The organism is Flammeovirga kamogawensis (assembly GCF_018736065.1).
GTDB lineage: Bacteria > Bacteroidota > Bacteroidia > Cytophagales > Flammeovirgaceae > Flammeovirga > Flammeovirga kamogawensis.
In genome coordinates this window covers 3652421-3669254 of record NZ_CP076128.1, presented here as the reverse complement: position 1 = coordinate 3669254, position 16834 = coordinate 3652421, and the positions used below count along the sequence as shown (strand labels likewise).

The 16834-nt window shown below is 31.9% G+C and carries 14 protein-coding genes; 4 read left to right on the top strand and 10 right to left on the bottom strand.

Annotation, left to right across the window (positions count from 1 at the left end; all coding sequences use genetic code 11):
* Positions 1–34 precede the first annotated feature (34 nt).
* From KM029_RS14770 to KM029_RS14760, 3 genes are all read left to right on the top strand, one after another.
* Complete coding sequence (locus tag KM029_RS14770) at positions 35–817, top strand: hypothetical protein (RefSeq protein ID WP_144073985.1); 783 nt, start codon at positions 35–37, stop codon at positions 815–817.
* 143 nt (positions 818–960) lie between these two features.
* A complete protein-coding gene (locus KM029_RS14765) occupies positions 961–2709 on the top strand; it encodes a hypothetical protein (RefSeq protein WP_144073984.1) in 1749 nt (582 codons plus the stop codon).
* A gap of 229 nt (positions 2710–2938) precedes the next feature.
* On the top strand, positions 2939–3763 hold the full coding sequence (locus KM029_RS14760; protein WP_144073983.1) for a hypothetical protein: 825 nt from the start codon (positions 2939–2941) through the stop codon (positions 3761–3763).
* A gap of 77 nt (positions 3764–3840) precedes the next feature.
* Here KM029_RS14760 and tyrS read toward each other — a convergent pair whose 3' ends face one another.
* The 5 genes from tyrS to KM029_RS14735 all read right to left on the bottom strand — a co-directional run bounded on the left by tyrS (position 3841) and on the right by KM029_RS14735 (position 11189).
* Entirely contained in the window at positions 3841–5142 is a 1302-nt protein-coding gene (tyrS, locus tag KM029_RS14755) for a tyrosine--tRNA ligase (protein WP_144073982.1), read from the bottom strand.
* Positions 5143–5209: 67 nt separating this feature from the next.
* On the bottom strand, positions 5210–7342 hold the full coding sequence (locus tag KM029_RS14750) for a LysM peptidoglycan-binding domain-containing protein (RefSeq protein ID WP_144073981.1): 2133 nt from the start codon (positions 7340–7342) through the stop codon (positions 5210–5212).
* A gap of 206 nt (positions 7343–7548) precedes the next feature.
* Entirely contained in the window at positions 7549–8979 is a 1431-nt protein-coding gene (gatA, locus tag KM029_RS14745; protein WP_144073980.1) for an Asp-tRNA(Asn)/Glu-tRNA(Gln) amidotransferase subunit GatA, read from the bottom strand.
* Between the two features lie 167 nt (positions 8980–9146).
* Positions 9147–9362 carry a twin-arginine translocase TatA/TatE family subunit gene (locus KM029_RS14740; protein WP_144073979.1) on the bottom strand — a complete coding sequence of 72 codons (216 nt, stop codon included), beginning with the start codon at positions 9360–9362 and terminating at the stop codon, positions 9147–9149.
* A gap of 57 nt (positions 9363–9419) precedes the next feature.
* On the bottom strand, positions 9420–11189 hold the full coding sequence (locus KM029_RS14735) for an ABC transporter ATP-binding protein (protein WP_144073978.1): 1770 nt from the start codon (positions 11187–11189) through the stop codon (positions 9420–9422).
* Positions 11190–11585: 396 nt separating this feature from the next.
* Between KM029_RS14735 and KM029_RS14730 the strand changes: the two genes are divergently transcribed.
* A complete protein-coding gene (locus tag KM029_RS14730) occupies positions 11586–12659 on the top strand; it encodes a Glu/Leu/Phe/Val family dehydrogenase (protein ID WP_144073977.1) in 1074 nt (357 codons plus the stop codon).
* 59 nt (positions 12660–12718) lie between these two features.
* Here the strand turns inward: KM029_RS14730 and KM029_RS14725 are convergent, their stop codons facing one another.
* The 5 genes from KM029_RS14725 to dusB all read right to left on the bottom strand — a co-directional run bounded on the left by KM029_RS14725 (position 12719) and on the right by dusB (position 16779).
* Complete coding sequence (locus KM029_RS14725) at positions 12719–13537, bottom strand: alpha/beta fold hydrolase (protein ID WP_158631072.1); 819 nt, start codon at positions 13535–13537, stop codon at positions 12719–12721.
* Positions 13538–13741: 204 nt separating this feature from the next.
* Positions 13742–14599, bottom strand: coding sequence for an IS3 family transposase (locus KM029_RS14720; RefSeq protein ID WP_215586340.1), 858 nt, complete (start codon positions 14597–14599; stop codon positions 13742–13744).
* 20 nt (positions 14600–14619) lie between these two features.
* Entirely contained in the window at positions 14620–15048 is a 429-nt protein-coding gene (locus tag KM029_RS14715) for a transposase (RefSeq protein WP_205125428.1), read from the bottom strand.
* A 94-nt stretch (positions 15049–15142) separates the two neighbouring features.
* On the bottom strand, positions 15143–15598 hold the full coding sequence (locus KM029_RS14710) for a YHS domain-containing (seleno)protein (protein WP_144073975.1): 456 nt from the start codon (positions 15596–15598) through the stop codon (positions 15143–15145).
* A gap of 188 nt (positions 15599–15786) precedes the next feature.
* Complete coding sequence (gene dusB / locus KM029_RS14705; RefSeq protein ID WP_144073974.1) at positions 15787–16779, bottom strand: tRNA dihydrouridine synthase DusB; 993 nt, start codon at positions 16777–16779, stop codon at positions 15787–15789.
* Between the last annotated feature and the right edge of the window lie 55 nt (positions 16780–16834).

Below are 16834 nucleotides of genomic sequence, written 5' to 3'. Positions count from 1 at the left end.
AAAACTATCATTATCCCATTAAACACTATCATCTATGAAATCGACTAAAATTGCTTTAATTATCCCCGTAAAAGGAAGCTTACCCCCTTATTTTAAATTATTTTTAGAACATCTATCTTTCCAAAGAAATATTAATACTTTACTTATTGGTGCAATAGATATTGATCAAAAATTACTGCCTCCCAATGTTCGAAGTTTGTACCATAATTTTAATGAAGATGTGGGTATAATACAAAGTATACTTTCAGAACAGACCGATTTTATTTTATCTCACAATTATTGGACTATTGGAAGTTTGCATCATCTCTATGGGAATTTATATCGCTTCATATTTCAATTAACCAAAGATAATCCCGATCAATTCGAGTTATCCTCTGAAAAATTAAGACTTACCTTTTATAAGGCAACTCCACAAATGATAGAAAATGTTATTACAAATAACTTCCCTAATAATTTAAAAATAAATACTATCACAGATGTAGTAGCATCTATTGATGAAAAACATATTTACTCTTTTAATCAAGGGCGAATTTTCAATTACTTTAATAGAAGAGCTTATGCTTTTTTAGACTGTAAAAGTTTTAAGGAAGATGTATATCTTTCAGCTACCAATTGGAAAACTATTCCACCTCAATTTTATATCACTCCTACAGGGTTTTATTCCATTAAAGAATTTCGAAATTATAAAACTTTAAAACTGCAAAAACAGCTTAAAAATTTAGGTTTAAGATGTGTTACTTCTGTTAGAAAACTTATTGGAAGCCCTGTTTTAGGATATCAATTACATTCTTCGTCTCCTCAACAAACTTCTGAGTAATCACTTACATTTATTTGGCAAGTTATTTGATGTTTGTGCTAGTTAAATGTTAATTAATTAACATTATTCTGTACTTTTACAATACTTTATTTTTTAACTGATTTTTCTCAGTTATAAGTAGCTGTAAATAAGCATAACTATCGATGAACAAGTCAACTCTAATCAAAAGTCTGTTCGTTCTGCTCTTAAGTTTGAACATTCATGCTGTGTATTCACAATCTTCAAATGTACCTTACGATCCTGAATATTATCATTTAATTGATAGATATGAGATCAAGCAGAAAGACTTTGGAAATATATACACTAATATAAAGCCATACAGTAGAAAAGATATTGCTGCATTTGTAGAAAATTTTGATAGTACATATCAAGGAACTCTTTCTGAATCAGATAAATATCAATTGTCTTACTTAGCATTAGACAACTGGGAACACATGTCTGATACAACAATTGCAGATGTAAAGAAGCCTTTCTTAAAATATTTTTATAGAAGCAAGATTGATCTTGTAAATGTGCACGAAAAAGATTTTGATGTGCATATTAACCCTGTAGTTCTATTTAGTGCAGGCGATGACAACTTAAATACTTCTAGACCTTTTGTAAACCAACGTGGGGTTGTAATGAGGGGGTCTATTGCAGGTAAAGTTGGGTTCTATATGCAAGCAAGTGATAACCAAGAAAGGTTACCTTTCTATGGTCAACAATACTCTCAGACACATAATGGTACTTTCCCTCGTCAACAATGGTATAAAGATGATGGTGGAAAAGCTGATTATTTTAATGCGCAAGGATATGTTACTTTCCAATTATTAAAAGATTATATCGGAGCAGAATTTGGACATGGTAGAAACTTTATGAGTAATGGTTATAGATCATTATTTCTATCAGATTTTGCCAATGACTATACTTATTTAAAGTTTAACACAAGAGTTTGGCATTTAGAGTATACTAACTTATATGCTCAGATGATTGCTGATAATGTAAATCCTGGCCGTGCACTTCCTAAAAAGTTTATGACAATGCACCATTTAGGTTGGAATATTACAAAGAACTTAAATATTGGATTGTTCGAGCAAACTATATTTAGCAGAACAGATTCTTTGGGCAACAATAATTTTGATCTTGCTTACTTAAACCCAATCATTTTTTACAGATCACTAGAACATGGTTTAGGAGATGTTGATAACGTACAAATTGGTTTTGATGCTAAATATAATATTTGGGGTAAAGTTCAACTCTATACTCAAATAATGATTGATGATTTAAGTGTTGCTAATTTAGGAAAAGGTTTCTACGGTAATAAATTTGCTTATCAGTTTGGTGCTAAATACATAGATGCATTTGGCTTATCTAACTTAGATTTACAAGGTGAAGTTAACGTAGTAGACCCTTATACTTATTCTCATAAAGATCCACAAGGTGTTAGTAGTACTAGAAATGGTCAGCTCTATGCAAATCAGGCCCACTATTATCAAGAACTTGCCCACCCTAATGGAGCTAACTTCTATGAACTTATTGGTATTTTAAGATACCGCCCTCATTTCTTACCTAAATTATCATTTACAGGTAAAGCAATGTGGAGAGAGCAAGGAATGAACGAGGTAGACGCTAATGGTAATACAGTAACTAATTATGGTTCTAATATCTTCTTAGATTACAATACAGCTCCAGGCTCTCCTGACTCTTTTGACAACTCTTTATTACAAGGAACTAAAGTAAGTACTATTTATATTGATGCTACTTTAACGTATTCTCCTTTCCACAATATCTTTGTTGATTTAAGAGGTACATATAGAAACTTATCAAGTGATGATGCTAGATATACACAAAGTGAAAATTATTTAGGTGCAGCAGTTAGATGGAATATAGGTCAAAGACTATATGACTTCTAGAAGAACCTAACTATTCTTCCTATAAGAAAGGAGTTGTTTCATTCAATGGAGCAACTCCTTTTTTGTTACCTCAATGTGAACAAAAAAGTAGTACTAAATTAATATTTGATTGAATTAAACACCAATTTTACATCAATATGACATAATTAATCCTCAATGTTAACTCAATGTTAACTTTAGAAGTCTTTTTTACGTATATTAGTAACATAAAGAAATTGTTATCTAATTTATGAAATTCAAAACGATCATATCATCACTTATCATTTCATTCATCTTTTTGATGAATATGAGTGTGTATGGACAAAATGAATCGATTAAAATTACAAAGAACAATACTAACTCTATGTTAGAATATTATGCCTTGAATAATACAGATGAGGCATGGGAAAAAAATCCTTTCTTTTTATACTTTTCACCTCAAGAAAATATTACAGGAGAAGAGTTTTCTAAATTAAAAGGAGATGTAGATAATTGGATTGCTGATTGGAAAATCAAAAAAGCATCTTCTAATAAATCCATCTTAAAAAAAATATTCACTAAGACTAGAGCAAAGTACCTTGTTAATTATAATGAGTGTAGTACATTTTCTTTATTGCTAAAAAACGGTACTTACGATTGCCTTACAGGAACATTATTGTTTGCTCATATTCTTAAAGAATTAGATTATGAATATGAAATTAAGCAACTTAATAGTCATGTTTATATTATGGTAAACGACCCACAATTAGGAATTACTTTAATAGAATCTACAGATGTTTACGGTTATATAAATGGTAAACATGCAATAGCTAATAAAGTAGAAGGTTACCAAAAAAGATTAGACAACTCGTTATTATACGTAAAATATGGGTTAGACTTAAAAGAAGATTTAACCATTAAAGATATCGCTGGACTTCAATATTACAATAAAGCTGTAGCGGCTTTTAGAGTAAATGATTTATCAGCAGCCCGATTATCATTATACAAAGCTTCTATAATTACGGATTCACCTCGTATTTCTTTCTTAGAAGAGTACTTGAACGAATCTTCGGTTGTAGTTAGTGCTGCTAAATAAAATGCCACATACCAATCAAAAAAGCCTCAGTTCTTAAATAGAACTGAGGCTAATTTTTTACTCAAAAGTTGAATAAACTAAACTACTTTAATTAAGCAGTAATTCTTCTTTCCTTTTTGAGCTAGAATATATTTACCTTGAAGTAATTCAATATCTTTAGGCAATTCACTTCCTTGAAGTTTTGCTTTATTAATTGAAATACCTCCACCTTTAATCATACGTTTCGCTTCACCTTTAGAAGCAAATAATTGGTTCTGAGTTCCTGTTGATAATAAATCAGCAATCTCAGCCATTCCTTCTAAATCAGCTTTAGTAATTTCAGACTGCATTACTCCATCAAATACTTGAAGTAAAGTACGCTCATTTAAAGTTTTTAATTGATCTGTAACATTCTTTCCAAATAAGATATTTGATGCTGAAATAGCAATATCTAATTCTTCTTGTCCGTGTACAGCTCTTGTTACTTCCTCTGCTAAACGCTTTTGAAGAAGACGTAAATGAGGTGCTTCTGCATGCTCTGCAATTAATTGATCAATAACTTCTTTATCCAAGAAAGTAAAGATTTTAATATAACGTTCAGCATCAGCATCAGCTACATTTAACCAGAATTGGTAGAACTCATAAGGCGATGTTTTTTCTGGATCTAACCAAACTGCACCACTTTCTGTTTTACCAAACTTAGTTCCATCTGCTTTAGTAATTAAAGGACATGTTGCTGCAAAAGCAGTACCTTGAGCTTTACGACGGATTAATTCTGTACCCGTAACAATATTACCCCATTGGTCTGAACCTCCAAATTGTAAACGACAGTTCTTTGTTTTATATAAATGATAGAAATCCCATCCTTGTAGTAATTGGTAAGTAAACTCTGTGAAAGAGATACCTGTTCCAGATGCTAAACGCTTCTTTACAGACTCTTTACCCATCATATAGTTCACTGTAAGGTGTTTACCAGCTTCACGTGCGAAGTCGATAAAACTAAAATCTTGGAACCAATCGTAGTTATTTAAGATCTCTGCTGAGTTCTCTCCACAATCAAAATCTAAGAATTTCTCTAACTGACCTTTCATTCCAGCAATATTTTTTTGTATTGCTTCATTATCTAAAAGTTGTCTTTCAGCTTCTTTAAACGAAGGATCACCAATCATACCTGTTGCACCACCTACAATAGCTAGAGGTCTGTGCCCTGCCTTTTGTAAATGTCTTAATAACATTACAGATACCATATGACCAATATGAAGAGAATCAGCCGTAGGATCAAAACCTACATAAGCCGTTGTCATCTCTTTGTTCAATTGGTCTTCTGTACCTGGCATTATATCATGCAGCATACCACGCCACTGCAACTCTTCAATAAGATTTGTTTTTATATCTGCCATTTTTCTATTATTTCTATTTTGAATGCGCAATTTAACAGTAAATCATCAAATGATCGTTTAATGTTACTTAAGATTTTAGTTTTAATTTCTGCCCAACCTTAAGATTATTGCTTTTCATACCATTTAGCTTCTTTATTTCTGATACACTTACTCCTAACTTTTGAGATATACTCCATAAAGTATCACCACTTTTTACTGTATAAGAACCTACTGAAGAAACTGTGGTAGAAGTACTTTTCCCCTCATTTAATACACTTGATGGTGAAGGAGGAATAGTTAACTTTTGTCCAGCTCGAATTGCTGAACTAGACAATTTATTCACTCTTTTAATATCTTTTACATACACTCTGTACATCTTAGCAATTTCTGTAATACTTTCTCCTTTTCTTACAGTATGATATCTTGTTTTAGCCGATGGACCATATTTAGAGTTAGAAGAAGTCTTTTTTACTGTTTTTGTTGAAGATGCTGTAACAGTAGTAGAAGATGAATATATTTTCAACTTTTGACCTTTATAGATCGTTGACCCACTAATCCCATTCCATTGCCTAATTTTTGATGCTGACGTATTATATTTCTCAGCTATTGCACCTAAAGTCTCTCCACTTCTAACAGTGTGATACATCAAATTGCCTGTGGTTGATGAATTTTTCTTAGTTGTTGCGGCTGTAGATTGTGTAGTTGTAACAGGGGCTTTATATTTTCCTTCTTTAATTAAAAGCTTTTGTCCTTTATAAATTGTTGATCCACTAATTTTATTCAACTTCTTAATATCGGCAACATAAACTCTATACTTTTTAGCTATAGAACCTAAGGTTTCTCCACTTCTAACTGTATGATAAATACTTGCTCCACTAGATTTTGTTGGTGTATTTTTCTTTACGGTTGATGTTGTACTAGTTTTAGGACCAGGACTATAAGCATTACCATAAATTTTTAATTTTTGACCTGGATAAATTGTATTGCCTCTTATATTATTCCATGCTCTTAAATTAGAAAGTGATACTCTATTTTTACTAGCAATTATCCCCAAAGATTCTCCTCTTCTAACGTAATGATAATAATAACCATCACCAACATTTCCACCTTTACCAGTATATTTAATATTAGCTAGAATTTCATCTTGATGTTCTAAATAATATTCAAAACGAGCCTCTGGAATTTTAATTCTAAAGTTCTTAACATAGTTAGGTGCATATCCAAAGCGTAAAGATGGATTTAAAAGCACTAAATCTTCTCTACAAACATTTAACTGCTCTGCTAACTTTCCTAAATCAACAGATTGGCTAATAAATATATCTTCAGCAGGAATTTCATATTTAGGAAGATCCTGAATTAAATTGTGTTCATCTGCATACGTTATTACATAAGCCATTGCTACATATTGAGGTAAATAAGAACGTGTTTCTCTTGGAAGTTTCTTATAGATATCCCAAAAGTGTTTTTTACCAGATCTTCTTTGTGCTTTTCTAATATTTCCAGGTCCACAGTTATAGGCTGCAATTGCCAATTCCCAATCACCATGGTAATTATAAAGAAACTTTAAATAACGTGCTGCTGCTCTAGTTGCCTTCTCGGGGTCCATTCTATCATCTATCTGATAACTCTGTTTTAACCCATATGCTCTACCTGTTCTTGGCATAAACTGCCATAATCCCTTTGCTCCAACTCTCGATAAGGCTACTGGCTTTAAAGCCGATTCAATTATTGCTAAATATTTAAGTTCTGTAGGAACACCTTCTTCCGCAAAAATTCTTTCGAACATCGGAAAGTAAATATCTTTTCTCTGTAAAATTGATAAAGTATAATCTCTTCTTCTTACTGTAAAATAGTCGATAAATAAGCGTACTCTTTCGTGATAAGTAAGAGGTATATCTTTTTGCATTTTCTGCAACCTCTCCTTCACTAAACTATCTGATACATTAGGCACATAATCATATGTCTGATCTGTAATATCAATCGGAATTGAAGAAGTTGTATCAAAATCATCAAAGTTTTCAAACCAAGGTGCATAGGGTGCCGCTTCTACTATTTCTAAAGTATCTGAAGGCATTAAATACCCTTCAGGAAGTTCTACTGTGTATAAACTATCTTTCCAAGTTAATGTCGCATTTTCTTCATCTTGAGCATAAGAGGATAAAGAAGAGGTCACTAAAAATAAAATAAATAAGAACTGAATATAAATGCTTTTGAACTGCATACTTCGATTTAAAAATTAGGATGCGATTAACGCTATGGGGAACAATGGAAACTGTAGGTAAATTTACTGAATCCTCTTGGAGACAAATATAAAATTTATAAATGCAAAATGTATCTTAATAAGCAATTACTTTTACTCTTATAAATAAAAACCTCTCATTAATTATAACTAATGAGAGGTTCTATAAAATTATATATTTTTATCTACTATAATTGAGATACATACTGAGAGAATGACAACATTTTTTCTTCTTCGAAACGGTTTGCCATAATTTGTAAGCCAATTGTTAATCCATCTTTATCCTCTCCATTTGGAATTGAGATAGCTGGTAAACCTGCTAATGATGCATGTACGGTATACAAATCGCCTAAATACAGCTCTAACAGATTGTTTTCACCATATTTACCTATTTCAAAAGAGGGAGTAGAGGTAGTTGGCATTAAAATAAAATCATATTCAGAAAGAATTTTTTCTGTTGATTCTTTAATCATACGACGTACCTTTTGTGCCTTAGAAAAATAAGCATCATAATAACTTGCTGAAAGTACAAATGTACCTAACATTATTCTACGCTTTACTTCTGTACCAAAGCCTTCTGATCTAGATTTCTTATACAATCCTTCTAAATCTACATTTTCTTTAGTTCTATGACCATATCTCACTCCATCGAAACGTTCTAAATTTGTACTTGCTTCTGCTGTTGTTAAGATATAATAAGTAGGTAACAAATAATCTAGTAATGGAAATTCGATACCTTCTACTTCATGTCCTTCTGCACGTAAAGCTTCAATTTTATCAAATGTTTTCTTACTGATTTCTTTATTTAAGTGCTCACTTTCTACAGTTTCTTTAAAGTAAGCTATTTTTAATTTTTCCTTTGGTTTCTCTTCTACGGTTTTGCTATAAGCAGGAACCTCTTTCTGAGAAACTGTTGCGTCATTTTCATCCTGACCAGCAATTATTTCTAAAACTAAAGATGCATCGGGTACATTGTTAGCAATCACTCCAATTGTATCAAAAGAAGAAGCATACGCAATTAAACCCCATCTAGAAATTCTCGAATATGTTGGCTTTAAACCTACTGTTCCTGTAAAAGCTGCTGGTTGTCTTACAGATCCACCCGTATCAGAACCTAAAGAAACTAAACAATGATCATCAGAAACTGCAACTGCAGATGCTCCAGAAGATCCACCAGGCACACGCGTTTCATCAATATTATTTTTTACTACACCAAAAGCAGAATTCTCGTTAGAAGAGCCCATTGCAAACTCATCACAACTTTGTCTTCCAATAATAATTGCATCTTCAGCAAGTAATCTGTCTGTTGCAGTTGCAGAAAAAGGAGATACATATCCATCAAGCATATTACTTGAAGCCTGTAAACCATGATCTTTGTAAGCAATCACATCTTTTAGACCAACAACCATCCCTGCTAATCTACCTGCATTTCCTTTCGCTATTTTAGCATCTACTTCTTTAGCTTTTTGTAAAGCTTCTTCAGTATACACTTCATTCCACACGTTTAGGTGCTTTTTCTCTTCAATTCTTGCTAAGTAACCTTTTACTAGAGCTTCACAACTTGTAGAACCCTCAGTAATTGCAGTTTTTATTTCTTCAAATGCCTTATACATTGTCATATTCGTAATTTCATTAGACAGGTGGTCATTAAAAAATGGATTTTTCTCTATAAAAAAAGAGAAGTTTATCCTATCTGAATGACAAAGATAAACTTCTCAGCTTTATTACGAAATATTTAACGAAAAATACATTTCATTAAAAATATATCAAGATACAGGAGATTACTTTACTTATCTTCTTTCTTCTCCTCTTCTTTTATGCCTTTTTCAATCTCATCTGAGATCTGACTTTTAGCGTCTTTAAACTCTCTGATTCCACTTCCTAAACCACGAGCTAGTTCAGGAATACGTTTAGCACCGAAAAGCAAAAGAACAACCAAACCAATGATTATCCATTCGAAACCACCTGGCATGCCGAATAACAAAATTGAATTCAATTCCATGGCTGTATTTTTTTATTGTTTGTTGTATTGCAAAGATACATCATGAACTTGCAAATATCAATTAACGTTCTCAACTTCTTTGTATTGCATCTCATAGAGCTTTGCATAAAAGGCTTTTTTCTTGAGTAATTCTTCATGACTACCCGACTCTTTTATTTCTCCTTTATCCAATACAATAATATTATTAGCATTACGTATTGTGGCTAATCTATGGGCAATTGCAATACTAGTTCTGCCTTGCATCATAGATGAAATAGCATTTTGAATTAGAGCTTCTGTCTCCGAATCAACTGATGAAGTTGCTTCATCTAGTATGATAATTTTGGGGTCATAAACCATTGTCCTAACAAATGATAATAATTGACGTTGACCAACTGAAAGTGTCGCTCCACGTTCCATTACTTCATAATTTAATCCGCCAGGAAGTTTTTCTATAAATGATTTCGCTCCCACTAGTTCTGCAGCATCTAAAATCTGTTTATCAGTAATTGATTTATCTCCAAGTGTAATATTTTCTCTAATTGAACTAGAGAAAAGGAATACATCTTGTAAAACTACACCTATATGCTTTCTTAGATTATAAAGGTCATATTCCTTTACATCTATATTATTTACTGTAATTGTCCCTTTATTAATCTCATAAAAGCGAGAAATCAGATTAATAATAGATGATTTCCCTGCCCCTGTTGCTCCTACTAAAGCCACTGTTTCACCATGTTTTACTTTAAATGATATGTCTTTAAGTACATAATCATCATTTTTATAAGCAAACCAAACGTGTTTAAATTCTACATTACCTTCTATAGTATCTGGTGCATAAGTGCCTTCATTTGAGATAAAATCTTTATCATCTAAAAGCTTAATGATTCTATCAGAAGATACAATACCCATTTGTAATGTATTAAATCTATCTGCAATCATTCGGATAGGTCTAAAAAACAAGTTGATATACATAATAAAGGCTATAAGCGTACCTAATGTAGCATATCCTTCTAAAACACTATGTGCTCCCCACCAAACCAATAATCCTGTTCCAGAAGCTGCAATAACCTCTGCTACCGGATAATAAATAGAATAGTACAAAACGGTATCAATGTTTGCGTCTCTATGTTCTTTATTGATTTTTTGAAATTCTTTTTGCTCTCTCTTTTCTGCACTAAACAATTGCACCACATTCATTCCTGTGATATGTTCTTGTACAAATGTATTGAGGTTAGATACAGCGTTCCTTACATCACCAAAAGCTACTTTAATTTTCTCTTTGAAAACGTAAGTAGAAAAGAGTAATAATGGAAGTACGGATAAGCTTATTAATGTTAATCTCCAATCTGTATACAACATAACAGCAAAGATGAATATCAATTGAAGGATATCACCAAGCATTGCTGCAATTCCATTTGTAAATACTTCGGATAAGGTTTCTATATCAGAAACCGCACGTGTAACTAACCTTCCAATTGGTGTGTTATCATAAAACTTAAGTTTAAGCTTTAAGATATGTTCATATAATTGAACACGCATATCTTTTACTATATGCTGTCCTAACCATCCTGATAAATAAGTATGGCAAAACTGTACTAATGCCTGAACTAACTGTACAACAATTAGTATAATTACCATTTTATTTAAACCAGGCATATCGTCTGACACAATAAAATTATCTATTGTATACTGAATAAGCCAAGGTCTAGCAGGTGCTAAAACACCAAGACCAATTGTCAAGAAGACAAGTAGTAAAAAATATTTGAAGTGGGGCTTTAAAAATGATGTCATTCTTGATAAGACTTGACTATCGAATATTTGCCCGTTATTATTTTCTTTGTTCACTGAATAATGAGTTATATGTACGGAGTATCATATATTGAATTGATCTACAAAAATGCAGTTATTGTTTGAATTTTTTAGACTTCGCATCAATAAATCGTATAAATCATTGTAACAATTATATACTTACAATGTTATCAAAAACTTAGAAATCGTAATTAAATGCATTTTTTACACAAAAAAAGATTTTTTAAAAAATCAATAGAATATTTTGATATTCTTATAGAAGTTTAATAGAATCGATTACAAAAATTACAAATTCTCAACAAATAAGTATAATATTTTGCAATTTATCACAATTTGATTCGCTCTTATCAATATTGTTTTACTTATTTGAAAATGTAAATTGCCTTCCACAAAAATCTAGTGATCTAAGATTAATCAATTAACCGTAAATAAATGGAAGATATCTCAATATTCGAAGAGGTCTCTGGCATGGGACATGAGCAAGTGGTTTATTGCCATGAAAAATCAACAGGATTAAAAGCTATTATAGCTATTCATAATACAGTTCTCGGACCTGCCCTTGGTGGTACAAGAATGTGGATGTATGAAAATGAAGCACAAGCAACCAATGATGCTTTAAGATTATCTAGAGGAATGACTTTCAAAAACTCTATTGCAGGTTTAAACCTTGGTGGAGGAAAAGCCGTAATTATCGGTGACGCAAGAAAACATAAGTCTGAGGGAATGCTTAGAGCTTACGGCCGTTTCTTGAAAAATTTAAATGGAAAATATATTACAGCAGAAGATGTAGGAATGAATGCCAACGATATGGAACATATTGCAGCAGAGACTTCTTATGTGAGTGGAATGCCAGAAACTCGTGGAGGTTTAGGTGATCCATCTCCATTTACTGCTTATACAACATATATGGGTATGAAAGCGGCTGCTAAAAAGCAATTTGGTACAGATAGCTTAGCAGGTAAAAAGGTTTCTATCCAAGGCGCTGGTCATGTAGGAGAGTATATAATTCAGCACTTAGTAAAAGAGGGTTGTGAAATTTATGTATCAGATTTTTACGAAGACCGTGTTAAAGACGTGGTAAATAAATATGGTATTAAGGGAGTTTCTTTAGACGAAATTTATGACCTTGATGTAGATATTTACTCTCCTTGTGCTTTAGGTGCCACTGTAAATAATGAGACTTTAGAACGCTTAAAATGTTCTATCATTGCAGGTTGTGCAAACAATCAGTTAGCCAATGAAAAAATACACGGTGATTTAGCTATGCAAAAAGGTATTCTTTATGCTCCAGATTTTCTAATAAATTCTGGTGGTGTAATTAATGTTTATGCAGAAGTTATTAAAACATCAAAAGAGTGGTCTTGGAACAAATGTGAGTTTGTTTACGACCAAACATTGAAGGTATTTGAGCAATCTGCTGCCCAAAACATCAATACGCAACAAGTAGCGATCGATATTGCTCAGCAAAGAATTGATCAAGTTGCGGCTATAAAGAGCACATATTAATTACCAATTCACAGGTTATCATATAAACTAGCAAGGCATCCTCAAAAGGGATGCCTTCATTATTTTTGAATAAAAGATTTTACTTTGTCTGAAAACTCATGTGGCTTTTCCATAGGGTACATATGAGTTGCATTTTCTACTTTATCAATACTACTATTCTGTAAATTAGAATAGACGGCGTTAGATACAACCATAAATAAATCTCTTGTGTATTCTCCGTAGGCAACACGGCTTCTAGTTGTTATTTTCGATAAAGCCTCTTTATCCAAATTAGGTTGTTCTGACTGAGATAACTGTAATGGTAAAGAATTTTTATTTTCTAGCTGTTCTCTTTTAAGTTGTTCAGTTTGTTTTTGAAAATAACCTTTATAATTACCAGAGCCATCAATTAATAGTTCTACAGCTTCTTCTAATTTATGTTCTTGTACTGCATAAAATATAGGTCCAAACATTTCATTTGCATCTGCACCAAATACTTTCATCTCATTATCATCTAAACAACCTGGGAAGCCGGGTTCATAAACATATAAAGAAGTTAGTTTATTAGGGATTTTTGTTGCTAAATTCAAAGCAATATCAGCACCATATGACCATGCTACTACATGCACTGAATCTATCTCTAACTGGTCCAATAATGTAATAATATCTGATGTATGAGTTTCTATACCAAATGGTTTATCTGATGGACCATTTTTTCCAAAATGACGCTGAGTAGGAACAATAACATCAAAATCTTCTGCAAGAATATCACTATGCGTATTCCACATTCTATTATCTGCCAATGCACCATGTAGTAATAATAATGGTTCTCCTTTACCTATTCTGAAATAAGAAATTTCATCTCCGTTAATAGTTACCGATTTATATATCTTTTCCATTTCTGTTTCCTTTTCACAACTAAACAGTTGTATTAAAATACTTATAAATAATACAATCCTTTTCATAATAAATAGAAAATAGAAATGTTGTTAAGGACAAGTCTATTTACATCTATTTGGATCAATAGTATAAATTGATGGTTTTGAGTTATTTTAGGAATTAATTTATGTCTAGTCCGTCCATAGCGTTACAGGTTTAGACTATTATATATTGATAGCATCGGGTGTAGACTCGGTGCTATTTTTACTTTTATAAGTTCTCATTTTTATTTCACTTTGCTGATGCATCTCAACAGGTGTCTTCATATAATTACTCCAATGAGGCCTTTCATTATTGTAAATATATACAGATTCTCTAATAAATTTATTCATTAAATCGAGATCATTAATTTTTATTCCTAAAATAAATTCTTGCTTAAGAATTCCGTTTATTCTTTCTGCTACCGCATTTTGATAAGGATCGTAAGATTCCGTCATCGAGCACAATACTTTATTTTCCTGAAGATGTCGTTGATACTCGTGACTACAATATTGTAATCCTCTATCTGAATGGTGTATCATTGGTAAATCAACATAGTTTCTATTTTTCAGTGCTTCTTTTAATGCTGCAATAGCTCCATTTGCATTCAAACTATCTGATACGTTTAACCCCATTATTTTCTTAGAATAAGCATCTGTTACCAAGGAGAGATACATTGGGTTACTTCGCTCACCTATGTAAGTTATATCAGAAACTAATACTTGTTCAGGTCTATTTATTTCCAAATGCTCAATAAGATTTTTATGCTTTTTAAATCTGTGATGAGAATTTGTAGTGACATGATATTGTTTTTTAGGCTTGATATCGAGTCGATTAGCCCTCATGATATCAAAAAGCTTATCTCTACCTACATTTAGTAATTGCAATTCAGGAAGAAGTAATTGATATAATTTCCTTGTTCCTATTTTAGTTTGCTTCAAACGAATTCTTTTCACTAAGTCTACTACTTTAGATGCAATACTATTATTCTTTTTTACTTTCCTTTTCGAACGATAATAAATTTGTCGATTTAACCCAAGCAATTCACAAGTCGGTTTGACTCCTATTTTTTCTTCTTTTTTGAATTGGTCAACTGCTTGGGTAAAGACTTTTTTCTAATAGGAATATTAAACTCATCCTCAGCAATATCGATCATCATATCAAAGAAAATTGCTTTTTTATCTGTTACGTAGAGTTGTTTTTCTAAAGAAGCTTTTTGCTTCTCTAATAATAGAACCTTTTGTTCTAGCTCCAATAATTTTTGTTCTGGTGTCTTTCCCATTTTTAAATCAGATTTATTATCCCAATCTAAATTACCATACTTTCTTATCCAAGTACGGATGGTACCATGACCTTGTATTCCATATTTAAGTCTTGCTGCTGTTATACCTATTTCCCCTCGTTCCACTTCATCTACAACTTGTAATTTAAAAGAGTAGCTGTAATCTTTTTGCGTACGCTTAGTGTACTGATATTCTTGATCTTCATTCATAATGTTACGTTTTGTGTAACACTAATTCAGGACGAGACATTAAACAAAAAAAAAGAAAGTTTCTTCAGCATTGAAACCTTCTCTTATATGTAATTTAATGTATAATTTTTGACCAATTTTTATCTGCTATCTTTTCTAATTTATCAGGGCCTTCTTCTTTCCAATCTTCAAAAGTATTAGAAAAGAACTTATTATAAAATAACATCAACCTTCCATTCTGAATAACAAAAGTTTCGTAATTAACATCCACTTTTTCTCCTTTATCAGCCATGGCATAAGCACACCACCCACCATAAGCAGGTGTATATTTTTCAGGTTCTAATAAAAACTTATCAACATGTTCTTTTGATGTAAAATAATAATCAACACCTTGAAATGAAGAAATATACTTTTTGGTTCCTTCTTCTGCTTTTCCTTCGGTATAACTTATAACATCGTAACCTCCTACGGCCACATTGTTTTTATCAATGTTGAATTCTTTTGATGTTTGTGAATAACTTACTACTGAAGTAAATAAAATAAGAATGAAAAAATAAGATTTGAGTTGCATCAAGTTAATAATTTAGGTGTAAGGTGGTATAAATTTATAATCAAATAGCTACAACCAACATAAATTGTTGATAACTTTTTAATTCTTCTAGTATACTCCATTTAATAATAAAAAGTTATCAACATTAAAAAATCCAACAGCTTAAAACTAAACTGTTGGATTTAATATATTAGAAAACTGAATCATTATTAAATAATAATTTGTTTTTCGAAAGCTTCTTCAACATCAGTTAGAATATTTAAAACTTCGTCTTGATCCATTGCTTCGACCAAACGCATTCTAAAAGGTTTAAAATGAGTAATACCTTTAAAGTATGTAGTATAATGTCTACGCATTTCAAAAATACCCGTTTTATCACCTTTCCATTCTACAGAGAAATTTAAATGGCGTTTTACGGTGCTAATTCTCTCTTCCATGGTTGGGGGAGCAAGAGTTTCACCTGTTTCCATATAATGTTTTACTTCTCTAAAAATCCAAGGGTAACCAATGGCAGCACGACCAATCATTATACCATCTACCTCGTATTTTTCTTTATACTCAACTGCTTTTTGAGGGGAATCTATATCGCCATTTCCAAAAATTGGAATATGAATATCCGGGTGATTTTTAACTTCAGCAATTTTAGTCCAATCAGCAACACCTTTATACATTTGCTCACGAGTACGACCATGAATTGTTAAAGCCTGTACTCCAACATCTTGCAATCGTTTAGCAACCTCAACAATACGAATGGTACTATCATCCCATCCTAAACGTGTTTTTACGGTAACAGGCTTTTCCACCTGCTTCACGATTTCTTCGGTCATGCTTTGCATTTTATCAATGTCTAATAAAATACCAGCACCAGCACCTCTACCCGCTACTTTCTTTACAGGACAACCATAATTAATATCAATAATTTCTGGATTAGCCTCTTCTGCAATTGCTGCAGCATGACGCATAGAATCTATCTTCTCTCCAAAAATTTGAATACCAATTGGACGTTCGTAATCGTATATATCTAATTTCATTCTGCTTTTTGCAGCATCACGTATCAACCCTTCAGCAGAAATAAATTCTGTGTACATTAAATCAGCCCCGTTTTCTTTACAAACAGCTCTAAATGGAGGATCGCTTACGTCTTCCATTGGAGCTAATAATAAAGGAAAATCTTTGACCTCTAAATCACCTATTTTTACCACTTGATTAAAGCATTTTAAATGTTTAGCAAAATATGTAGTTTATACTCTTATATAA